This is a genomic window from Myroides sp. LJL116 (genome assembly GCF_054871685.1).
In genome coordinates, this window is record NZ_JBTXLR010000002.1 from 240,431 (window position 1) to 262,880 (window position 22,450).

The following is a 22,450-nucleotide window of genomic DNA, read 5'->3' on the forward strand; positions in this document are numbered from 1 at the left end:
TTTTATTTATTTATTTATTTGTTATACTTTCAATTTCTTGGCAATATCTTTTGGAAGACCATCTTTGTGCAATAAAATATCCGTTGTCTTATACTTAACAAACTCTTTACTCATATACATATAACCTTTATAGTCATTTGTATCTCCCCAAGAGTTTTTTATGATATAATACTCTTTACCATTTTGATCCTTGGCAATTCCAACAATGTGCATACCATGATCATCCGTAGTAGTATAGTTATCAAAAGCTATCTGACGCTCTTCTTGAGTTACTGCCCTTTCTTTTTGAGGACCATCAAAAATAGTCTTCCTTTCTTCCTCGCTCATTTTATCCCAATCTTTCTCTGGAACAAAACTTACTCCATTTTTCCATGAAAAATATTTTTCACTTACATCTCCTGCCCATGCTACAGTAAAACCATTATGTACTGCATGATCAATAATTTTTGTTAAATCATTCATAGGCACATTATATACCTGATCAAAAGACCAGTTATCCGGTACTAATAAAACGAATTTCTCATACCATGGATAGTTTAAATCTGAGCCAATTTCTACATAATCATCCGCATTTATTCCTATTACTTGGTCAGCAAACGTTCTAGGTGTATACTCTTTCCCTTCCCAAGTAAAAGTCTCAGGTGCTTCACCTAAATAAGCGTCAATTACTCCTGTATATGCCTTTTCCCAGTTTGGTGTAAGCTTTCCATTTGGATTAGAAATTACTGCTTTTAAAACTCCTTGTTGAATAGCAGCCATTTCTCCAAACCTATTAATATCTGTGCCATAATTTAAACCATCATATACACTTTGAGGCACAGCACCATATTTTTTATACATATTCAATACATCATGAAATGCACCACCATCTCCTAGGGTTACTGCTCCATGCATACGAACGAAAATTTTACCTTTTTCGATATAGGAATTTCTTGCTGTAAAAATTTGCGAAATTTCTACTGGTCTTTTACCCATGCGAACCATTTCAGATTCAATGAATGAATTTCCTGAGTAACTCCAACATGTCCCTGAAGACCCTTGGTTTTTTATACTAGTAGCTTCAATATCTACAACAGGAGTAAATTCATATAATTCTTTACTGTTATCGCTAGCATTATATTTTAATGCGTTTACTAAATTATCCTGGCCGTAAGAATAATTAACTGAGCTTCCGCTTAACAAAACTGCTAAGACACAAGCTTTTAAATAATTGTTTTTCATAAATAGTATTTGGTTAGTAGCGTAAAGATAAAAAAAGGTTATTAAAATCCCTTTACTTTTCTAGTAATAGTGAAAAATAGCTTTCAATACTACAGAGACGGATTAATCTACTGGGCTGTATGCCAAGGCAACAGATATTTCAATACAGTAAAACAAAAATTTTAGCAGCTAGTGCTAATAAAAAAGACGCTTACAAGAAATAAATATTCCTTATAAGCGTCTTTCTTATAGTAAAGAGAAGATTCTTTATCTTTTATTCAAAAGGCATGTATCTTAAAGTGTTTCTTTTAACCACTTAAAGAATTCTCCTTGCCATACTTGAGCATTTTGAGGGTTAACTACCCAGTGATTTTCCTCTGGAAGATAAACAAATCTACTTTTTACACCAAGTAACTGTGCTGCTTGGAAAGCTTCTTGACCTTGTCCGATTGGAACGCGGTAATCCTTACCTCCTTGTATAATCAAAATTGGAGCATTCCACTTTGCAACATTATTTATTGGGTTAAAATTGTTATAAGCATTCTGAGCTACTTTATTATCTTTTTCCCAGTATGGACCTCCAATGTCAAAATTAGTAAAGAAAACTTCCTCCGTTGTTCCATACATACTTTGTAAATCAAATACACCACAATGAGAAATAAATGATTTAAAACGGTTTTCATGAATTCCAGCTAAATAGAAAACAGAATACCCTCCGTAACTAGCACCTACAGCACCTAAACGAGAAGAATCAACATATTTTTCTTTTGCTACATCATCAATAGCTGCCAAATAGTCATCCATTGGTTTTCCAGCCCAATCTCCACTAATAGCTTCATTCCATTCTACTCCATGTCCAGGCATACCACGACGATTAGGAGCAACAATAATATAACCTTCCGCGGCCATTAATTGGAAATTCCATCGGAAAGAATAAAACTGAGATAAAGCAGATTGAGGTCCTCCTTGACAATATAAAAGGGTTGGATATTGTTTGTTTTCATCAAAGTTAGGTGGGTATACAACCCAAACAACCATATCCTTACCGTCTTTAGTTTTAACTATTCTCTTCTCACTCTTACTTAAGGCCAACTTGTCATAAATAGCATTATTAACCTTAGTAATCTGAGTTAACGCACTATTTTTCAAGTTATAAGAATATACCTCTGAAGCATGATTAAAATCAGTACGAGTTACTAAAATATTATCTTTTTGGATCTCAACAATAGAGTTAATATCGAAATCTCCATCTGTAAGTTGTTTAACAACTGGCTTAGGATTTTTCTTAGTAGGAAAATTCACTACAAATAATTGCATTGTACCACCTGTAGCCGCAGTAAAGTAAATCTTTTCACCTTGGTTATCCCATTTGAATCCGCCTGCACTACCATCCCAGTGTTCCGTTAAGTTAAGGTCTTTACCTTGATAACGCACGATAATATCATTTTTATCTGCTTCATATCCAGCAGTCTTCATCTGAGACCATGTTAAATAACCTTGAGGAGAGAATACAGGATTTGTATCATATCCATCATTATTTGGTGTTAAGTTTACGGTTTGTTTTGTTTTTAGATTATACTCATATAAATCTGTATCCGTACTTATTGCATATTCAGTACCAAATTGCTTCTTCGAAGCGTATATAATTGATTCACTATTTGGTGACCATACATAATCTTCCTGTCCTCCAAAAGGTTTTTGAGGCGAATCATATGGCTCCCCTGCCATAATATCTATTGCAGGACTTGCCTTATCAGAAGCTTGGTAAAAAACGTGATTATGGGAACCATCATTCCAAGTATCCCAGTGTCTATAATCTAATCCATCATATACATAAACATCACTTTTTTGCATGGAAGGATATAAATCTTTTCCTAACACTTTATTTACTTTAACCTCTTGATGAGATAAAATAAATTTACCGTCAGGGGAAATAGATGAATCTTTTAATAAATCTTTATAATCGGTTATTTCAGTAGGAGTACCTCCGGTTACAGGGATAGTAAAGGTTTTAGAATCAAAATTATCTTCAGCCATATTAGCGTAGCTAACTTTGTAAATTAAATTCTTACCATCTTTTGTAACTCCAACTGGGGAAACACGGCCTAATTCCCAAAGAAGTTCTTTGGTCATCACCTCCTGAGATACGGCAGTAAGAGAAGCCAATCCTAAGGCGAATAAAAATATTTTTTTCATGGTTAGTTAGTTTATATGTCCGTAAATTTAGTGTTTTCTTTTGATTATTGCACGTCAAGCAAAAATATCCCTACTCTAGGGTTATAAAGCTTTAAAAAAAGACAGATATGGCTTGAGACCTAAAACCAGAAATAAAGCCTTTATATAACTACTAACACACCCAAAAAGCCCATAAATACGGGACTTTAGAGGTTAAATTTTTGTTTGGCGCTAGATTATTCCTAAAATTTAAGTACTTTCACGCTCAAATTTTGTTCTTTATGAAAAATAATAAACTATTTATAGCTATTATTGCAGCCCTGGTTATAGGGGTGCTTATTGGAAGTATTGTCCATTATTGGTTCCCTGAATATATTGTAGGAGTGTCTACTAATATAAAACTTCTTGGAACGATATTTATCCGACTTGTGCAAATGATTATCGCACCTTTGGTCTTTTGTACACTAGTTGTAGGTATTGCCAAAATGGGTGATATGTCTATGGTAGGTAGAGTTGGTGCCAAGGCAATGGGATGGTTTATAACGGCCTCTTTTGTTTCCCTAACTATTGGACTTCTACTTGTGAATTGGGTCAAACCAGGTGTAGGAGCAAATTTTGATTTAAATAATATAGCATCTGACCCAGAATTACTTTCAAAAACAGATTCTCTAAGTCTACAATCCTTTGTAGAACACTTAATACCTAAAAGCGTTTTCGAAGCTTTTTCTACCAATGAGATCTTACAAATCGTAGTTTTCTCCGTGTTTTTTGGTGTAGCTTTAGCTTCTCTAGGAAAAAAAGGAAATGTTGTAATTAAACTTTTAGATAGAACTTCTCAAGTAGTTTTAAAGATGGTTACTTACATTATGTGGACAGCTCCACTTGGTGTTTTAGGTGCAATTGCAAGTGCAGTTTCCCTATATGGTTTAACCATTTTCTACACTTACGCTAAGTATTTAGGAGCTTTTGCCCTTGGTTTATTATTACTATGGATGGTACTAATCGGAGTTGGATATTTAATACTTGGAAAGAAAGTATGGGCTCTTTTAGTAGCTGTAAAAGAATCGCTTCTTATTGCTTTCTCTACTACAAGTAGTGAAGCTGTATTCCCTAAGTTAGTAGAAAATTTAACTGCTTTCGGATGTTCGCCGAAAATCGTATCTTTTACCTTACCTTTGGGGTATTCTTTTAACCTAGATGGAAGTATGATGTATCTTACGTTTGCCAGCTTATTTATTGCGCAAATTTACGATGTACCAATGACCTTAGGAGATCAGATATTAATGTTATTAGTTTTAATGGTAACATCAAAAGGAGTGGCTGGGGTGCCTAGAGCTTCTTTGATTGTAATTGTAGCTACGTGTGCTATGTTTGGTATTCCACCAGAGGGGATTGCTTTTATTTTACCAATTGATCACTTTTGTGACATGGGTAGAAGTATGACAAACGTATTAGGAAATGCATTATCGACAGCGGCAATTGATAAATTTGAATCAAATGACACAAGTAAATTAGCAAATACAGACATATAATAAACCATGGAAGAGTTTCACATTGCACAATTAATTAACCCCGAATTTTACATTAATTTACAGATTGCCGGTCATTCTATCGGTATATATGTAGTCCTATTTATCGTTTTTGCAGAAACAGGCCTATTTGCAGGATTTTTCTTACCAGGAGATAGCTTACTATTTTTAGCTGGTATTTATTCAACTGCATTAATGCAAGAATTATTCAACATCGATAGTGACTTTATAAATGTAGCATTATTAGCCACATTAGTAGCCATAGCTGGTATTATAGGAAATACCTTTGGTTATTGGTTTGGTGCTAAGAGTGGAAATTACCTCTATAATGTGAAAGACAATTTTATTTACAAAAAGAAATACCTTTATGAATCCAAAGTATTCTTTGAGCGCCATGGAGGTAGAGCAATCATTTTTGCTCGTTTTCTTCCTGTAGTAAGAACATTTGCTCCCATTATCGCAGGTATTGTAAGAATGGATATAAAACGCTTTATGTTCTACAATGTGATCAGTTCATTTCTGTGGGCTACTTCATTGATCTTTGCAGGTCATTACCTTCAAGTTTGGCTTTTAGAAAGCTACCAAATCAACTTAAAGGATTATATTGAATTTATAGTTCTGTTCTTAGTTTTAGCTACTACTTTACCAATTGTTATTAAATTGATGAAAAGTAAAGCAAAAGCAAAGTCTACAGAGCAAGACGACAAATAATAAAAAAAGCGACTAAAATTTAGTCGCTTTTTTTTATTTCTAATCCTTATTATAAAGGTGCTATTTCTAATTTTAAGCCCTCAATAGATTTATCCACTGGTATTTGACAAGCAAGTCTACTGTTATCTTTTACATTAAATGCTTCCCATAACATAGCCTCTTCCTCCTCTTGCATAGGTTGTAAAGAAACCTCATCTTGGTTTAACACATAGCATTGACAAGAAGCACACATGGCCATACCACCACAAATTCCGATGGTACCCTCCGGGGCTAACTCATAAGCTCGTATTACTTCCATAACACTCATATTCATATCCGTAGGAGCGTCAATTTCATGCACAACTCCTTCACGATCTGTAATAGTAATCTTAATGTCTTGTTCCATAATAACTATTGAATTGATTTAACTACAGCTTTTTCTGCTTCTTTACGAGAACCATCAAATCCGTTGATTCCAGAAACAGTAGTATATTTTAGCACATACTTTTTACCAGGGTTAAGCGCATTGAATACACTCTGACACATTAATGTAGCTTCGTGGAATCCACATAAAATAAGTTTTAATTTCCCCGGATAAGTATTAATATCTCCAATAGCATAAATACCAGGTATATTAGTTTGATAGTCCAATGCATTATTTACTTTAATAGCATTTTTCTCAATTTCTAATCCCCAATTTGCAATTGGACCTAGCTTAGGTGTTAATCCAAATAAAGGAATAAAATAATCACATTCAATGGTAGTTCTTTCTCCTTCTTTCTCTACAACAATACCATTTAAATGATCCTCTCCTAATAGATCTACTACCTCAGCTGGTGTAATAAGATTAATCTTTCCAGCGTTCTTTAATTCCTGTACTTTTTCAACAGAATCTAAAGCCCCTCTGAATTCGTTTCTCCTATGTACTAAATGTACTTCTTTAGCAACATTAGATAAATAAATACTCCAATCTAAAGCAGAATCCCCTCCACCTGCGATAACGATTTTCTTATCAGCAAACATCTCTGGATTCTTTACGAAGTACTCAACCCCACATTCCTCGAACTTTGCTAAATTATTTAACTCTGGTTTACGAGGCTCAAAAGATCCTAGACCACCAGCAATAGCTACAGCTTTACCATGGTGTTTAGTTCCTTTGTTAGTTGTTACAATAAAAGTCCCATCTTCTAGCTTCTCAATATCCTGAGCCACTTCATTTAAAGTGAACCCTGGTTGAAATTGCTTGATTTGTTCCATCAAATTGTCGATAAGCTCAGCAGCTCCTACAGAAGGATATCCAGGTATATCGAAAATAGGTTTTTTAGGGTATAATTCTGTTAATTGACCTCCTGGTTGAGGCAGTCCATCTATGATATGACATTTTAGTTTTAAAAGACCAGCTTCAAATACGGCGAAAAGCCCCGTAGGACCAGCGCCAATAATAATTATATCGGTTTGAATCATGAGATAATATTCTTTATATACAAACTTACATCGTATGGTGTAGAATAAAAATGATAAAAATCAACTCTATGCCTAATTGTATTAGCATAGAGTTGATCTTTGTTTTATAAAACGTTAACTACGGTTTCGATTTGTGGTGCAAATTTTTTTATGGTTGTTTCCACTCCAGCACTCAAAGTCATTTGATTAACATTACAAGAACTGCATGCTCCTTCTAAACGAACTCTAACGTGCTTATCATCTATTATGTCTAAAAGTGTAATATCGCCACCATCTGCTTGTAAAAACGGACGTATTTCGTCCAACGCTTTTTTAACGTTTTCTAGGATAGTTTCTGATGCCATAACTTAAAATCTATATTTATTTTTTTCCTACTGCTGAACATCCAGCCATTGTAGTAATTTTAATTGCTTCTGTTGGAGGTAAAGAATCATTTCTCTTCACTACTTCTTCCACAACATTTCTAGTAATATCTAAGAAAGATTTTGCTACTACACTGTCATCTTGGAAAGATGCTGGACGACCAAAGTCACCTGCTTCTCGGATGCTCTGAACAATTGGCACCTCACCTAAGAATGGTACCTGAAGGTCTTCTGCTAAATTTTTAGCTCCGTTTTCTCCAAAGATATAGTATTTGTTTTCTGGTAATTCCTCTGGTGTGAAGTAAGCCATATTCTCTACTATTCCTAAAACTGGAACGTTAATGCTCTCGGATAAGAACATTGAAACTCCTTTTTTAGCATCTGCTAGAGCAACTGCTTGAGGTGTAGAAACGACTACAGCACCAGTGATAGGTAACGATTGCATTATAGATAAATGGATATCTCCTGTTCCTGGAGGTAAATCCAATAATAAGAAGTCTAATTCTCCCCAATCTGCATCAAAAATCATTTGATTCAATGCTTTAGATGCCATTGGTCCTCTCCAAATGATAGCTTGATCTGGTTTAGTGAAAAAACCAATAGATAAAATCTCGATACCATAAGAAACAATTGGTTTCATCTTAGATTTACCATCTACCTCAACCGAAATTGGTTTAGCATTTTCTACATCAAACATAATTGGCATAGAAGGTCCGTAGATATCTGCATCTAAAATTCCAACTTTAAAGCCCATATTAGCAAGACTAGCAGCTATATTGGCTGTTACTGTAGATTTTCCTACTCCTCCCTTACCTGAAGAAATAGCTACAATATTTTTAATACCTGGAATAGAATTTCCTTTGATTTCTGGTTTCTCAGGTGTTTCTATTTTGATATTCACTTTTACTTTTGCCTTGTCATATACTTGATCATGAATAACTTTGATCACATCTACTTCAGCTCTTTTCTTAATATGTAAAGCAGGTGTAGACATTACTAAATCAACTACTACTTCATCTCCGAATGTCATTACATTTTTAACAACACCACTTTCAACCATATTTTTTCCTTCTCCAGCTACAGAAATACTTTCTAAAGCCTTCAAAATCTCTTTTCTATCTAATTTCATTATATAAGATTAGTATTCAACAAATTAATACAATAAACGTATAAAGCAAAGATAGTAGGAAATATTGATATTTTCTAGTTAATATCTTCCAAATTCTAGAGTGCCCTAACACCTTTTAGGATAACTTATTCGTATTGAGCAACTCTAGCTTTTTGTACAATAAAGATATATAAATGATATTTTTAACCTTAGCAAACTGAGAATTTAATAGCTGATTCTTTGCTCCATTGAAAGAATAAATATCCGCAGTACCGTTTTCATATTTAATTTGAGTTGTTAAAAAAGATTTCATTGCTAATGCAATGTTATTTTCTAATTGATTTTGCAAGTACTGGCTTTGACTTATTTGTTGTTCTAACATCTGTAAATTTTGTGTATACAACAGCTCCGATTGCTCCATTGTAGCACGATTTAATTCCAAATCTGCTTTACTTTTATTTATTTGCCTTCTTACCTGTCCTTTTTGAAAAAGTGGAAAGTAGAGTCCTACTCCTAAAAAATGGCTTTTATTCTCTCCAAATTGTGTAGAGAACTTAGAAGATTCCTGTGCTATATTACTCTTAAAAACTTTGGAATAAAAAGAACCAAACTGATAATTAACCATTAGCTTAGGCAATAAGCCTCCTTTAATAGCATTTTGCTCTGCCAATAAAACTTTCTCCAACATCTTGGGCTTTTCTAGCATTGGGTTAAAAACATAATCGGAAACTATAGCATTTAAAGATTCTTTATGCACAACTTGAAACTCTTCTGGCTTTACCTCTTGGTAATTCAATAAATGCAACAAAGAAAGCTTAGCATTAAATAGATTATTTTGACTCTGCTCAATAGATATACGCTCTGAGGTAAATACATATTCAATATCATAGAAGTCACTCTTAGGTTTAGCCCCAGCATTTACCTCCTTGGTTACTCTATCAAAATTTTCCTTACTATTAATGAACTGCTCCTGTTGAAGCTCAACTAATTCCTGTAATTCTAAAATCTGAAAAAATAATTCTAAAATTCGGTACTGGTACTGATAGAAAAGTTCTTGTTGTTCTAGTAAAGCATAATCTACCCTATGAACCTGTTGCTTTTGTCTAGCAAAACTACTAAAATCAACTAAGTTAATACTGGCATCTACATTCATATTTAAAGAAGAAATATTAGAGGACACCCTAGTATTGGTACTAGGATCAATGGTCGAACCAAAATTGTAATTTTGAGAAGTATTATATCCTATTTCAGGTAAAAACAACGATCCAAAACTCTGCTTTTCTGTCTTGACTACATTACTTTGCAAAGCAGCTATCACTAGTTCCTTACTATTGTGCTGCCCAATGGATAAGCAATAGGCTAAATCCCACTTTTCGGTAGAATAAGCCATATTACCTATAACTAATAGAAAAATTAAATAGAATCTACTCATCTTTGATATATTTTAGAACATTAACCTTAGTTGAAGCGATAATTCTACTAAAGATTAATAAAACGGAAAGACTAAATAGTAGTATAAATCCAATAGCAAACCCACCCCAATCCATACTTATTCTTAAGACAAACTCCTGTAACCATAAATTCACTAAGAAATAGGTAGGGAATATTGCCAAGATAAAACCTATAATACTGCTAAAGATAAATGGGATAGATTCTCTTTTAACTAAATTCCATTGGCTTGCTCCTAAGACTTTTCTAATCGCTATTTGCTTTAACTTATTATCCAAGGTGAAAGAAACTATAGTCAATAAGCCAACTAGAGCAACGAAACAAGAAATTATACTAAGAACTATAAACACATTCTTGAGTTTTAAACTCTGCTTATAACTTCTGGCAAAATCCTCACTAGCAAAAGAAACGGTAAAAGGATAAGTTTGATCAACTCTTTGTTTCCAAAATGTTTCCAAATCCTCCATAGTTTGTGACATATCACTAGGATCTACCTTAACAGAGATGAATTTGCTTAAATAGTAAAACCAATCTACACTAGGATAGAGAAAAAAAGTAGAAGGAGTAATTTGCTCAGAAAACCCTTCCATATTAAAATCTTTTACAACACCTATAATCTTAAAAAAGCGTCCATTCCACCCCATTTCTTTACCAAGTATAGGTTCTGCTAAATTAAGCTCCCTGACATAGCTCTGATTTACCACAATACTGTTTTTAATATCGCTTAGAAGCTTAGGATCAAAAAATCTCCCTTGATCCATTTTAATATCAAAGACTTCTAAAAAATCAAAGCTTACAGGAATATTATTACTTTGAACATGTTGACCATCTATATTGTTAGAAGAACTACTTGCAGCTCCACCTCCAAAATTAACTCCATGCAAAGAAACTTTTTGCACTCCTGTAATCTTTAACAAGTCCTTTTCGATATTTTCAAAAACCTTATTTCTATCCTCTATATTTGGTAGTTTAAATTGAATATTAACTACCTGATCGCCTTTAAATCCAAGATCTTGTCCTAGTAAATAACTCACTTGTTTTTGCACAAAAACACTGGTACTCAAGAAAAAGAAAGCGATGGTAAATTGCAAAACTAAAAGACTATTTTGCACTTTAGAATTTGTTTTCACAGAACTAAAGCTTCCCTTTAAAACACTAGAGGTATTAAAGTTAGCCTTAAATATTCCAGATAACAATCCTACTAAAAGCCAAATCAACAAAAACACAAGAAGTAATGGCTTAAACAAAATACTAGGTTGTAACACCAAAGAAAGATCAACAAAATAGTTAAAATGAGGCAGTGCTAACTCACTAAGCAAAATCCCAATGCAAAATCCCAAAACAGTTAGAATAAAAGACTCATATATACTTTGAAGTATAATGGTAGTTTTACTAGCTCCCAAGGTCTTTCTCACTCCAACTTCTTTAGCGCGTTGAAAAGAAGACACTAAAGCTAAATTAATACTGTTTAGTATACATAATATAAATAAAGTAAGGGCAATTGTAGACAAGATAGTAAGTAACTGGGAAGCGAACTTCCCACTTCCTAAGACTTGTGATTTGGCATTTAGATGAATACTATCCAAGGCAAAAAATTCAAAGGTAGGCTCTTGTAAAAATTTATCTTTAAATTCCTTCTCACTTAAATTTTTCTCTTTAGCCCTAACTTGCAAAAATGGTAAATATAAGGCATCGCTAAACTCTTGCAGATCATCCTTTGAATTATGTCCTTCTTTAAATTTAACTAATACATTATAATTATAATCTCCCCAGTTTTTCAAATTAGATGCGATAGCTTTTTCAATCCCATAAGAATAAATAGCCATTGGAGCTAAGGAACTATTTCCAGGAATCGCATATACTAAGTCTACTGTTAATCGTGTCCCGTCCTCAAGAACAATTTCTTTACCGATGGCATTTTGACTATCTCCGAATAATCTCATTGCCTGAGACACTTCCAAGGCAATAGAGGACATATAGTTGTTTTTATATTGCTGTATACTGCCACTAATTTCCTCAAAAGGCATTAGCTCGAAAAAATCTTTTTGTGTTTCTAAAATATCATACAAAAACTCTTTTTTATCTTGAAGATCAATACTCTGAATACCTACAATTTGATAATATAGAATATAAGACTCTATATAAGAACTTAAATTATCGAATTGCAAAGTAAACGGAGCAGGAATCCAACCGGATATACCCTCAGGCTCTTCCCAAAAACCTGGGCCTAAATTAAACTCATAAACTCTGTCTTTATATGGATTCCACTGATTATAACTTAACTGATCATTTCGCAATAAAACAATCAAACTGATTACACTCACTCCTATTGCTAAACTGAGAATATTAAGGATGTAAAAAAACTTATTTTTAGAAAATACTTTAAACAGTACTTTGCTCCAATTTGCTATCATAACTTTGTTATTTAATCGTATTTAATAAAATGAAGAGTTTTATAGCCTGTAGCTCTTAAACAAAGAGCGCCACTTACTATAATGGTTAAGCTTACTATAATCAACAAGCAAACTAAGAATGGCCAAAAAGACAGCTCAATCCTAAAATGATAGTCAGCTAAATAGCTCTCTACAAAGAGTTTGGAAGGAATAATTGCTAATAAAAAACCTAAAAAACAAAAAGTAATATATCTTTTACCTAAAAGCAGTACTAACTGAAATCTATCTGCTCCTAATACTTTCCTTATAGCAATTTGTTTAAGTTGACCGGAAATGGTGGAAGAACAAACACCAAATAATCCACTTAAAGCCATTATTACAACAACTATATTAAGAATTAGAAATAAATTTTTCTCTTGTAAACTACTATAATAATCCTTGCCTAAAGTTGGACTAATCAATGTATAATCAAAGGGTTGTTCACTAAGCTGTAATCCATTATAGGTTGCTTCCAACTCATCCACAAGAGTAGAAAAATCCGATGTATCTATCTTAAAATAAAGATTAATTGCCTCTTGTGAAATCCATGGTACAGTATTTAAAGAAAAGAAAACCATCGGCATATAGTCATTTCTTAAAGAAAGAGCATTAAAATCCTTGACTACTCCAACAATGGTTAATATCTCGTCATTCCAATCAATAGTTTTACCAATTGGATCAGGCTCCCCCATTAGCTCTCTTATTTTTTCACTGATTAAGATATTAGAAACCTTATCAGAGGCAAACTCATTTTGAAACTGCCTTCCTTGAGACATTGGAATCTGTAGAAGGTCTAAAAAGCCAAAGTCCATAACTACATTAAATCCTTGCAGGCCTTTTCCATTATAGGAAAACCCTACAGAACTCCCAGTACCACCACCTAATTCAATACTTGCTAGACTTACTTTTTCGACCCCTTTTATTTTTAAAAATGCTTGTTCTATCAAAGAAAATCTATCCGCATCCATGTCAATATTATTTCTAAGAATTAAAGGAGCACTTATAACATTCTCAAAATTATATCCACGGTCTTTATTTTGCACATAAGTAGTTTGTAAAGCAATAAAAAACATAGATATGATAAAGAAACTAGCAATAGTGTATTGCACTACTAAAATACTGTTTTTTATAAAACCTCCTGTTTTAGTGGATTGAAAATCTCCACGAATAACTTGAGCAATTTCCATTTTAAAGACAAAGGATAATACAAAAACACTAAATAGAAGAAGTAAAATAACAAACAGGCAAACATATAATAGAATATTGTCTAATAAGGAAATATTTAAACTTGCCTTAAAGAACACTCTCAAATACCCGCTTATTATTTCCATTAAAGCACTCGCAAATAAAAAACATACCATAAGAGTTATTATAGTTTCGAAAAAGATCTGCTTAATAAGGGCTTTACTACTACCTATAACTTTTAATACCCCAATTAACTTAGCTCTATGTAAAGTTTGAGTCAAAGAAATATTAATAAAATTAAAGCAAGCTAAAACCAAAATAGTAGTAGATAATCCAAAGAAAGTATACACTCTTTTTGCAATAGCTGCTCCCTCAGGCGTAGCATTAAGTTTTGTTTGCGCTATCATCCTTTGGTTCTCTAAAGGATGGATTTTAAAAACTTCCCCATCTAAACCTAATTCCTTTTCTGCTTCCTCTGGTGTCCATGCGTTTTCTTTTGAAAAAGCGAACATAATACGCTCTTTTGCTATACTATTTAATTGCTTCTGAATTTCTTTATATTCTTGCTTATCCTTTATTTTAATCCACAGACTTGAGTAGTAACTACCCCAATTTTCAAACTCTTCTTTTTCAATAGCATCTAAAGAAGAAATTACTAACTCTGGATTAAAAGAAGTTTTATCCGCACTATTCTCAAATACAGCGGAAATAATATATAAATTCTCTTCAATTATTAGCTCTTTACCCATTGGGTTACTATTGCCAAATAAATTCTCTGCGTAGTCTTGTCTTATGGCAATATTATTTTGCTGCTGAAAAATATCTTTTGGATCACCTTGTAGAAAATTAACAGAGAAAAAATCAAAGTAGTTTTTCTGACTTTTTACTAATTTCTTATAGGCCTTCTTAACCCCATCCACCTCCAAATTACCCTTTCCATAATAATCATCCACATATAAATAGTCATCTATCCCACTTACCTTTTCTTTTAAATTGAGTCCCAATCCATAAGGAGCCTTCATCCAAGACATATCCTCTAGAATAATTCTCTCTACTACAAAAATTTTTTCGACATCCTCTATTGTACTATCATAAGAGTTTTCTTCGACAAAGTAAATAAAGGCTAAGAAAAAAAAGGAAAGTGCTACACCTAGACTTATAGTACCAATGGTATAATTAATCCAGTTTTTCCTAACTGTTTGCCAATAAATTTTCCACCAATTTGCTATCATCTTCTATAGTTGGTTAACGTATTAATTATATTTCTTTATCCTTGCTTTTTTTTAATATACCAGCCAAAAAGGCTTAGATTAGCTTATAAAAACATCCACGACTTTTGTATTTGCTTTCTCTAATAAAATTTCCCCATCTTTCATTGTAATAATCCTATCGGAATAAGAGGCGTCGTGTAAGGAGTGGGTCACCATAATAATAGTTGCACCTTGCTGATGTAATTCAGTTAATAATTCCATTACTTCATTCCCATTTTTACTGTCAAGATTTCCAGTAGGCTCATCGGCAAGAATAATTTCTGGTTGGTGGATAAGGGCTCTACCTACTGCTACTCTTTGCTGTTGTCCACCACTTAATTGTTGGGGATAATGTTTTAAACGGTGAGAAATCCCAAGCTTTTCCGCTATTGCTAAAACCTTAACTTTCCTTTCTTTAGCTGGTACTTTATTATAGATTAAAGGAAGTTCGATGTTCTCAAAAACGGTCAATTCATCAATCAAATTGAAGTTTTGGAAGACAAAACCAACTTGCTTTTTTCTAATTTCACTTCGCTCACTCTCTTTGAGCCCTACCATTTGTTTACCTAATAATTCGTAGCTTCCACTTGAGGCTTGATCTAAAAGCCCTAAGATGTTTAAAAGAGTAGATTTTCCACAGCCCGAAGGTCCCATGATAGAAATGAACTCTCCCGGATGAACCGTTAAGGAAACTTTATTTAAAGCTGTAGTCTGTACTTGGTCCGTTCTAAAAACACGACTCAATTCTTTAATAGATACTATATTCATTATTCTTTAATATTTAAGTGTTCTACATTCATGAAATTCTTATAACTCGATATGATAACTTGATCCCCTTGTTGTAAACCTTCTAAGACCTCATAATAAAGGGGATTTTCTTTTCCTAATTTTACTTGCTTTCTACTAGCCTTACCATTTTGTATTACATATACCCATTTACCATTTGTATCTTGATGAAAGCTTCCTTTTGAAAGAAGCAGTTTTTGGGTTTGACCCGATAATAGTAATTTGACAGTTATACTACTTCCTTCTTGCATGGCAAATTCAGATGGATTCTCTAGTTCTAGTTGAACTTCAAATTGGCCTTGTTTCACCTCAGGTAAAAGTCTACTTACTTTGACTTGTAAACTATTTCCTTGATAATCTATTCTTCCTTGTTGTCCTACACTTACTTTATCTAAATAGAACTCATCTACTAAAGCAACTAATTTATATCCCTTAAGGATATCTATCTTTCCAATACTTTCCCCACTTTGATACGTTTTCCCAAGAACTGCCTCAAAGTTAGATAGGCGTCCGGCAATAGGAGCCTTTAACAGAAAATTACCTTGATTATGCCTAAGTTTTTCCAGACTCTTTTCTAATACAACAATAGATTTATCGATTTGGAGTATTTGTAATTCATTATACTTATTTTCTCTCTCTATACTTTGTTCCATTAAAGCTTTACGCTTGTTTTGATAATTGAAATTTTCTTGTGTACGCATCCAATCACTTTGACTTAATACCTCTTGATTAAAAAGTTTTTCATGGAGATTATATAAAAGTTCAGCCGCGGTATAATCATGCTCAATAGCAATTAAATCTTTGATTAAATTTACCTCTTGAGATCGAATACTATTTTTAGTACCTCTTAAGTTATTTATTTGCTCAATGAGGCTATTCTCTGAAGACATATAATTAAACTCACTTGTGGGATTATAGATTCTTGCTATAATCTGTCCTGTTTGCAAAAGTTCTCCATTTTCAACAAAAATCTCCTGTATCTCGCCAGATTCGACGATGTTGATAAGTCTACTATGTAAGGGCTCTACATGAGCCATAAAGGAAATATATTCCTCAAAATCTCCTAAATACACTTCCCTAACTCTTATTTCATTCTTAGGGACATTCAGAACTACATTTCTAAAAAAAGTAACATAACTTAGACCTATCAAAATCAATAAGGCACTAATTATTACTAATACTTTAACTTTTTTCCTATTTTTACCTGGAATAACCTGATCCATATTCTTTTGATTTACTAATTAATAAGTCAAAAGCATACCATAATTTAACAAAATAGTAAAGCACTTATAATCATCGCTTTACAAAATACCTTTTATATAGGTGTTCGATATCGAACATATAATTTGTTCGATTTTAATACAAATCCAGATCCTTATGAAAAAGACCATAGCCAATATTGTTATTCTAGATGATAGTCCCGAGATATTAATTGCGGCAAGAATGTTACTTAAAAGGCATTTTGAACAGGTAACAAGCATAGATTCTCCAAAAAAAATAACTCATTTTCTAAATGAAAACAAAGTGGATGTTATCCTATTAGATATGAATTATCGCATAGGAGTGGAAGATGGATCCGAGGGTATATTTTGGTTAAAACAAATACAAGAGCTCTCTCCTAATACCCAAATAATTTTGATGAGCTCCTTTGGTAATTTAACCACGGCTATACAAGGCATTAAACTAGGAGCAATGGACTATATCCTAAAACCATGGAATAACCAGGAATTAGTAGATTTAGTTAAACAAGGAGTGCAAAAAAGTAGGAAACAAAGTATAAATAAGCAAACTAGCCTACCTCTGAAGGATAGAGAGGATTTTTATGGAGAGGACCCCAATATTGCCAAAGTATATGAAATGGCTAAGAAAGTAGCTAAAACAGATGCTACCACCTTAATTCTTGGGGAAAATGGTACAGGTAAGTATGTACTAGCTAAGTATCTTTTTCAAAACTCCAATAGAAATGACAAACCCTTTATCCATGTTGATTTAGGTTCCCTAAATGAAAATTTATTTGAAAGTGAACTATTTGGTTATGCAAAAGGAGCCTTTACTGATGCCAAAATAGATACTGCTGGTAGATTTGAAAACAGCAATGGCGGCACTATTTTCTTAGATGAAATTGCCAATATACCTCTGCATTTACAAGCTAAGCTATTACAGGTTATACAAAATAAATGTATCACTCGCTTAGGAGAAACCCAATCGCGAAAAATAGATGTTCGTATTATTTGCGCTACTAATGCAGATTTGGAACAAATGGTTAAGGATAAGACTTTTCGGGAAGATTTGTACTACCGAATAAACACTATTTCATTGCTACTTCCTGCTCTTAGGCAAAGGCCTAAAGATATAGAAGGACTTTTGAGCTACTTTATACAAAAGTATGCAGAGCAATATGCTCAAGAAATACCTACAATTACCCCAGAAACCCTACAAGGTTTAATACAATACAATTGGCCAGGGAATATCAGGGAATTGCAAAATAAAGTAGAAAGAGCTATTATACTTTGTGAAGATAACAAGCTATGCTTGCAGGATTTTGATATATCTACCCAAGTGGCAGTAGATCTTACTATGGATATGGAACAAACTAACCTAGAGCAAATAGAAAAACAAACTATAATCAAAGCCATGCATCAATATGGTGGTAATATTACGCGTTGTTCTCGTGAACTAGGTTTATCTCGTTCTGCTTTATATCGCCGTTTAGAAAAATACCAAATAAACTTTTAATATGCGTGCTTTTTTGTTTTATATCCTTAGAGTTATCCTAATTCTTACTTTAAGTACATTGGTGGTAATAGCCTATCAAAAAGGTTTTTTATTTAGTTCAATAATTATAGGATTCACCACAATAGGCTTAATTATCGAACTTTATTACAGTCAAAATAAAACCAATAAAATTACCAATAGAATAATCCAATCTATGATTTATGAAGATTACACTATTGACATGGACAAAAGCAAAACTTTACATAGTTGTTCCACGTTAAAAAATGTACAAAGACTCTATGATCGGCAAAAGCAAAACCATAAAGCTAACTTAGTACAAGAGTTAGTGTACGATAAGCTTTTAAATAGTTTAGAAACAGGGATACTTATTCTAGAAAAACAAAAAGATGCTACGTGGAAAATATTCTTAATAAATGATTACTTCACTAACCTATTTTCCATTCCTAAGATAAACTCTTGGAAAAGTTTGAGTAAATCAATCCATGGATTTACCCAACATATAGAGAAATTAGATTTTAAAGAGTCTAAAGAGACTATTGAAATTAAAATTAATAATGATACCCTTCAAACCTTTATCTTACAAACAAGTATTACCAAAAGTCCACAGAATCAATATTATATTATCCTACTTGACTCTATTCAAAAGGTATTAGACAAAAAAGAAAAAGATACTTGGGAGAACCTTCTTAAAGTTATTTCTCATGAGATTATGAACTCGCTTACACCTATTCATTCTCTAGCCCATAATACAAGAGAAATCCTACAAACTCCTAGCTTAGAACAAGAAGATATGGATGACTTATTATTAAGTGTAGAGACGATAATTAATCGAACCCAACATTTAAAACAATTTATCGACAACTATAGAAAGCTTACTATGTTGCCACTACCCAATAAAAAGCCAACCAAAATAAAGAATACCTTAGATAATGTATATGCTATTTTAAGAACGTTTTTGGAGCAAAAAGACATCATATTTGAACTCCAATGCTCCCAAGATCTAGAAGTAAACTGGGATCCTTTACAAATGGAGCAGGTATTCATTAATCTTCTAACTAATGCAATGTATGCTGTTGAAAAGCAAAATAAACCCCGATATATTACCTGTAAAGTCCATTTTACAAATCATCGGCTAAACATAGATTTTATCGATAACGGACCAGGCATTACTAGTGAAATTCAAAAGAAAATATTCATCCCGTTTTATACCACAAGGATAGAAGGAGCAGGAATAGGATTGCCGCTAAGTAAAAATATTGTAGAAATGCATAATGGTATATTAAGCTACAGTTTTGTAGAAAAACAAAGTATATTCACTTGTAGTTTTGCTTTAAATAACTAGAGGCAGTGTTTCCACTACCTCTACATTTTTTATTTAAATACTGTTTTAGACTATTGTATTTTCTTTACACTACCTGAAGAGCTAGTATTAGACTCCACAATACTTGCTTGTCCTTTATAGCTTATACTACCTGAGGAAGAAGCACTCCCAAATACTTTTTGATTTACTAAGAAGCGCATAGAACCAGAGGAAGAAGCTTTCCCTTGTAAATCATCTGTTTCAAAATCTAAGGCTTTAATAGATCCTGAACTACTTACAGAAGCTTGTGTTTCTTTAGCATGTCCTGTTAAAAGAATATCGGCAGAACTACTACAACTTACCTCCATTTGTTTTGTATGTACAATAGCTTCAATATTAGCTGAAGAAGTTGCCTTTAGACTAGAAGCATCTGTAACTTGGAAAACACCTTCAACATCAGCTGAAGAACTACTTGTGATAGTTAAATTATCGCAATGCACTGATTTTGCCTGTACTTTTGCTGAAGAACTACTAGTAATAGTAAATACCTTTGTTTTAATTTCATTTTCTAAATTAATTTTCCCACTTGAACTAGCGTACGCTGCTACTAGAGTTGGATTACTCACCTTCACATGTACTTTTCGGATAGAAATAACATTATTAAATATTTTAAATTTCTTACCTTTTCTATCACTGCTGCTAGAAACTTTCGAGTTTTCAATATAAATATTTAAAACACCTTGATTGTCTACCTCTGTTTTCACATATTGTAGATCCTCACTATCTTCCACATCTACTTCTACACTCTTAGAATTTCCAATAGAAAAATCCACCATTATACCTTGAGAAACTTTAATAGCATCAAAATCTCCCACCTCTCTTTTCTCCTTAGTTTGGGCAAGACCACTTAAGCCTACTAAAAGAAACAATAAAAATAATTTTCTCATAATTTAATATTATTGGTTAGGTTAATTGATAATAAACCCCTCAATGAGAAGAGCTTAAAAGACAATTCCAATAAAATTACTTAAAAAAAAAGCAATAAAAAAAAACATTCTACCCAATTGTAGAATGTTCTTCAAAAATTTTTATCTATAATTCTTTACTAGGATCCCAAAAGAGTGATTTAAAATCGACCACTTTATTGTCAAACACAAGCACAGACTCACTTTCTAAGAGTTGCTGCATAAGGCTTATTCCTTGAAAATATTTCTTCCCAGTTAATAAGCCATCTTTATTAACTACCCGATGAGCTGGAATATCTATCTCTCCTTTAGAGGAGTTTAAAGCATATCCAACCACTCTAGCAGATTTTGCACTACCAAGGTAGTTTGCAATAGCGCCATAGGTTGTAACTCTTCCAAAAGGAATAAGACGCACTACTTGAAATACTCTTTCAAAAAAATCCCTTTCTGCCATTATTTGTTTAACGCCACAATTTATAAATAGTAATTAAGCAAATTATTCCAGTAATAGTTCCTATTACATAATTTAAATTATTCAAGATAAATCCATCCTTGTTTTGCCTTTTTTCAAATAACAATATGTAGAGATAAAACATTAAAGCCGAACCTATTGTTACCCCTAAAGAAAAAACAGTTGTATTAGCAAAATGAAAAATATCATATTCATAACTTGCTAAAGTGACACTTAAGAAAACGTAATAAGGAATAGAAAAAACATTTATAAGGGCTAATAATGCCCCATAAATAAATGGTTTATTCTTTCTTGTAGTATCTAATTTACTATCTGGTTTTTTCTTCTTTGCAAAGCCTAAAAAATAAATGGTTAATCCTCCAAAGATGATTAATCCTATCTCATGTAATATCTCCGTTATAAAATCACTAGATTCAATAAGTCTTGCGAAAAAAACAGCGATATAAGTCTGAACAAAAATGACTATTAAAGCACCTAATACATATTGAAAGACATTTTTACCCCCATGCTCTTTGGCTATTTTCACAGCAGTCATATTAAGTAACCCTGGTAGGGATACTCCTAATAAAGCTGCAATAAATCCAAAAATCAATAATGTTAGAGCCTCCATACTTACACCTTATTTAATTCTAAACTGGATATAAGTAATTGCCTTATTTTGCTCTAAATATTGGGATTCGTAAAAAGTTTGTATTTCTGTAACTACACTTGGAGCTCCCTCATTTTTATATACATGATGATTTGCATATAAAACCTCATGACCTTCACCATGTAATAAACCTAGCGTATACCCATGCATAAACTCACTATCGGTTTTTAAGTTTACAATTCCATCGCTACTTAAAACTTTTTTATAACGTTGTAAGAATTCCGAGTTAGTTAAACGGTGTTTGGTTCTTTTATATTTAATTTGTGGGTCTGGGAAAGTAATCCATATTTCACTTACTTCACCTTCTGCGAAAGCATTTTCTAAAAGCTCAATTTGCGTACGAATAAAAGCTACATTCTCAAGACCAGATTCCACAGCAGTTTTGGCACCTCTCCAAAATCTTGCTCCTTTAATATCAATTCCAATAAAGTTTTTCTCTGGAAAACGCTTAGCTAATTCAACAGTATATTCTCCTTTACCACATCCTAATTCTAAAACAATAGGATTATCATTTTTAAAGAAGTCTTGCGCCCACTTACCTTTCAAAGGCAAACCTTCTATCATTTGCTCTCTAGTTGGCTGAAACACGTTTGCGAACGTCTCGTTTTCTTTAAATCTCTTTAATTTATTCTTACTTCCCACCTTAATGTCTTTTATAAAATTTGAGCAAAATTAAATAAATATAATGAAAGTAATGT

Annotated in this window: 19 protein-coding genes; 4 read left to right on the forward strand and 15 right to left on the reverse strand. The window is 32.8% G+C overall.

Features of this window, described 5'->3' with window-relative positions; translation table 11 throughout:
- Positions 1-21: 21 nt before the first annotated feature.
- On the reverse strand, positions 22-1,221 hold the full coding sequence (locus ACYSNM_RS03215) for a C1 family peptidase (protein WP_461755582.1): 1,200 nt from the start codon (positions 1,219-1,221) through the stop codon (positions 22-24).
- Positions 1,222-1,494: 273 nt separating this feature from the next.
- A complete protein-coding gene (locus tag ACYSNM_RS03220; RefSeq protein WP_461755583.1) occupies positions 1,495-3,396 on the reverse strand; it encodes a S9 family peptidase in 1,902 nt (633 codons plus the stop codon).
- 260 nt (positions 3,397-3,656) lie between these two features.
- On the opposite strand from ACYSNM_RS03220, the gene ACYSNM_RS03225 reads away from it, so the two are divergent.
- On the forward strand, positions 3,657-4,907 hold the full coding sequence (locus tag ACYSNM_RS03225) for a dicarboxylate/amino acid:cation symporter (RefSeq protein WP_461755584.1): 1,251 nt from the start codon (positions 3,657-3,659) through the stop codon (positions 4,905-4,907).
- Between the two features lie 6 nt (positions 4,908-4,913).
- Positions 4,914-5,615 carry a DedA family protein gene (locus ACYSNM_RS03230; protein WP_461755062.1) on the forward strand — a complete coding sequence of 234 codons (702 nt, stop codon included), beginning with the start codon at positions 4,914-4,916 and terminating at the stop codon, positions 5,613-5,615.
- Between the two features lie 49 nt (positions 5,616-5,664).
- Here the strand turns inward: ACYSNM_RS03230 and ACYSNM_RS03235 are convergent, their stop codons facing one another.
- The 9 genes from ACYSNM_RS03235 to ACYSNM_RS03275 all read right to left on the reverse strand — a co-directional run bounded on the left by ACYSNM_RS03235 (position 5,665) and on the right by ACYSNM_RS03275 (position 16,853).
- On the reverse strand, positions 5,665-6,000 hold the full coding sequence (locus ACYSNM_RS03235; protein ID WP_461754459.1) for a 2Fe-2S iron-sulfur cluster-binding family protein: 336 nt from the start codon (positions 5,998-6,000) through the stop codon (positions 5,665-5,667).
- A gap of 5 nt (positions 6,001-6,005) precedes the next feature.
- A complete protein-coding gene (locus ACYSNM_RS03240) occupies positions 6,006-7,058 on the reverse strand; it encodes an NAD(P)/FAD-dependent oxidoreductase (RefSeq protein WP_461755585.1) in 1,053 nt (350 codons plus the stop codon).
- A gap of 104 nt (positions 7,059-7,162) precedes the next feature.
- The gene (locus ACYSNM_RS03245; RefSeq protein WP_461754457.1) at positions 7,163-7,402 is read right to left on the reverse strand and encodes a NifU family protein; all 240 of its coding nucleotides are present in this window, start codon (positions 7,400-7,402) and stop codon (positions 7,163-7,165) included.
- A 16-nt stretch (positions 7,403-7,418) separates the two neighbouring features.
- Entirely contained in the window at positions 7,419-8,549 is a 1,131-nt protein-coding gene (locus ACYSNM_RS03250) for an Mrp/NBP35 family ATP-binding protein (RefSeq protein WP_461754456.1), read from the reverse strand.
- A 115-nt stretch (positions 8,550-8,664) separates the two neighbouring features.
- Positions 8,665-9,960: a TolC family protein gene (locus tag ACYSNM_RS03255; protein ID WP_461755586.1), complete on the reverse strand. Its 1,296-nt coding sequence runs from the start codon at positions 9,958-9,960 to the stop codon at positions 8,665-8,667.
- Entirely contained in the window at positions 9,953-12,391 is a 2,439-nt protein-coding gene (locus ACYSNM_RS03260; RefSeq protein WP_461755587.1) for an ABC transporter permease, read from the reverse strand. The genes ACYSNM_RS03255 and ACYSNM_RS03260 overlap by 8 nt, the downstream gene beginning before the upstream one ends.
- An 11-nt stretch (positions 12,392-12,402) precedes the next feature.
- The gene (locus tag ACYSNM_RS03265) at positions 12,403-14,826 is read right to left on the reverse strand and encodes an ABC transporter permease (protein WP_461755588.1); all 2,424 of its coding nucleotides are present in this window, start codon (positions 14,824-14,826) and stop codon (positions 12,403-12,405) included.
- Between the two features lie 78 nt (positions 14,827-14,904).
- Positions 14,905-15,612, reverse strand: a complete 708-nt coding sequence (locus tag ACYSNM_RS03270; RefSeq protein ID WP_461754452.1) for an ABC transporter ATP-binding protein — start codon at positions 15,610-15,612, stop codon at positions 14,905-14,907.
- Positions 15,612-16,853 carry an efflux RND transporter periplasmic adaptor subunit gene (locus ACYSNM_RS03275; protein WP_461755589.1) on the reverse strand — a complete coding sequence of 414 codons (1,242 nt, stop codon included), beginning with the start codon at positions 16,851-16,853 and terminating at the stop codon, positions 15,612-15,614. Before ACYSNM_RS03275 ends, ACYSNM_RS03270 begins: the two co-directional genes overlap by 1 nt.
- Positions 16,854-17,007: 154 nt before the next feature.
- On the opposite strand from ACYSNM_RS03275, the gene ACYSNM_RS03280 reads away from it, so the two are divergent.
- Both ACYSNM_RS03280 and ACYSNM_RS03285 read left to right on the forward strand, forming a co-directional pair.
- Complete coding sequence (locus ACYSNM_RS03280; RefSeq protein ID WP_461755590.1) at positions 17,008-18,366, forward strand: sigma-54-dependent transcriptional regulator; 1,359 nt, start codon at positions 17,008-17,010, stop codon at positions 18,364-18,366.
- 1 nt (position 18,367) lies between these two features.
- Positions 18,368-19,708 (forward strand): sensor histidine kinase, encoded by a 1,341-nt coding sequence (locus tag ACYSNM_RS03285; protein ID WP_461755591.1) that lies wholly within the window; start codon positions 18,368-18,370, stop codon positions 19,706-19,708.
- Between the two features lie 50 nt (positions 19,709-19,758).
- On the opposite strand, the gene ACYSNM_RS03290 is transcribed toward ACYSNM_RS03285, so the two are convergent.
- The 4 genes from ACYSNM_RS03290 to trmB form a co-directional block, all read right to left on the reverse strand.
- Positions 19,759-20,613: a GIN domain-containing protein gene (locus tag ACYSNM_RS03290; protein WP_461755592.1), complete on the reverse strand. Its 855-nt coding sequence runs from the start codon at positions 20,611-20,613 to the stop codon at positions 19,759-19,761.
- 145 nt (positions 20,614-20,758) lie between these two features.
- Entirely contained in the window at positions 20,759-21,085 is a 327-nt protein-coding gene (locus tag ACYSNM_RS03295) for an MGMT family protein (protein ID WP_461755593.1), read from the reverse strand.
- A gap of 7 nt (positions 21,086-21,092) precedes the next feature.
- On the reverse strand, positions 21,093-21,713 hold the full coding sequence (locus tag ACYSNM_RS03300) for an amino acid permease (RefSeq protein WP_461755594.1): 621 nt from the start codon (positions 21,711-21,713) through the stop codon (positions 21,093-21,095).
- A gap of 9 nt (positions 21,714-21,722) precedes the next feature.
- Complete coding sequence (gene trmB, locus ACYSNM_RS03305; RefSeq protein WP_461755595.1) at positions 21,723-22,394, reverse strand: tRNA (guanosine(46)-N7)-methyltransferase TrmB; 672 nt, start codon at positions 22,392-22,394, stop codon at positions 21,723-21,725.
- Between the last annotated feature and the right edge of the window lie 56 nt (positions 22,395-22,450).

Excerpts from the sequence above, each read along its gene's own strand:
- ACYSNM_RS03215 (WP_461755582.1), bottom strand. The coding sequence starts at position 1,221 with ATGAAAAACAATTATTTAAAAGCTTGTGTCTTAGCAGTTTTGTTAAGC.
- ACYSNM_RS03220 (WP_461755583.1), bottom strand. The coding sequence starts at position 3,396 with ATGAAAAAAATATTTTTATTCGCCTTAGGATTGGCTTCTCTTACTGCC.
- ACYSNM_RS03225 (WP_461755584.1), top strand. The coding sequence starts at position 3,657 with ATGAAAAATAATAAACTATTTATAGCTATTATTGCAGCCCTGGTTATA.
- ACYSNM_RS03230 (WP_461755062.1), top strand. The coding sequence starts at position 4,914 with ATGGAAGAGTTTCACATTGCACAATTAATTAACCCCGAATTTTACATT.
- ACYSNM_RS03235 (WP_461754459.1), bottom strand. The coding sequence starts at position 6,000 with ATGGAACAAGACATTAAGATTACTATTACAGATCGTGAAGGAGTTGTG.
- ACYSNM_RS03240 (WP_461755585.1), bottom strand. The coding sequence starts at position 7,058 with ATGATTCAAACCGATATAATTATTATTGGCGCTGGTCCTACGGGGCTT.
- ACYSNM_RS03245 (WP_461754457.1), bottom strand. The coding sequence starts at position 7,402 with ATGGCATCAGAAACTATCCTAGAAAACGTTAAAAAAGCGTTGGACGAA.
- ACYSNM_RS03250 (WP_461754456.1), bottom strand. The coding sequence starts at position 8,549 with ATGAAATTAGATAGAAAAGAGATTTTGAAGGCTTTAGAAAGTATTTCT.
- ACYSNM_RS03255 (WP_461755586.1), bottom strand. The coding sequence starts at position 9,960 with ATGAGTAGATTCTATTTAATTTTTCTATTAGTTATAGGTAATATGGCT.
- ACYSNM_RS03260 (WP_461755587.1), bottom strand. The coding sequence starts at position 12,391 with ATGATAGCAAATTGGAGCAAAGTACTGTTTAAAGTATTTTCTAAAAAT.
- ACYSNM_RS03265 (WP_461755588.1), bottom strand. The coding sequence starts at position 14,826 with ATGATAGCAAATTGGTGGAAAATTTATTGGCAAACAGTTAGGAAAAAC.
- ACYSNM_RS03270 (WP_461754452.1), bottom strand. The coding sequence starts at position 15,612 with ATGAATATAGTATCTATTAAAGAATTGAGTCGTGTTTTTAGAACGGAC.
- ACYSNM_RS03275 (WP_461755589.1), bottom strand. The coding sequence starts at position 16,853 with ATGGATCAGGTTATTCCAGGTAAAAATAGGAAAAAAGTTAAAGTATTA.
- ACYSNM_RS03280 (WP_461755590.1), top strand. The coding sequence starts at position 17,008 with ATGAAAAAGACCATAGCCAATATTGTTATTCTAGATGATAGTCCCGAG.
- ACYSNM_RS03285 (WP_461755591.1), top strand. The coding sequence starts at position 18,368 with ATGCGTGCTTTTTTGTTTTATATCCTTAGAGTTATCCTAATTCTTACT.
- ACYSNM_RS03290 (WP_461755592.1), bottom strand. The coding sequence starts at position 20,613 with ATGAGAAAATTATTTTTATTGTTTCTTTTAGTAGGCTTAAGTGGTCTT.
- ACYSNM_RS03295 (WP_461755593.1), bottom strand. The coding sequence starts at position 21,085 with ATGGCAGAAAGGGATTTTTTTGAAAGAGTATTTCAAGTAGTGCGTCTT.
- ACYSNM_RS03300 (WP_461755594.1), bottom strand. The coding sequence starts at position 21,713 with ATGGAGGCTCTAACATTATTGATTTTTGGATTTATTGCAGCTTTATTA.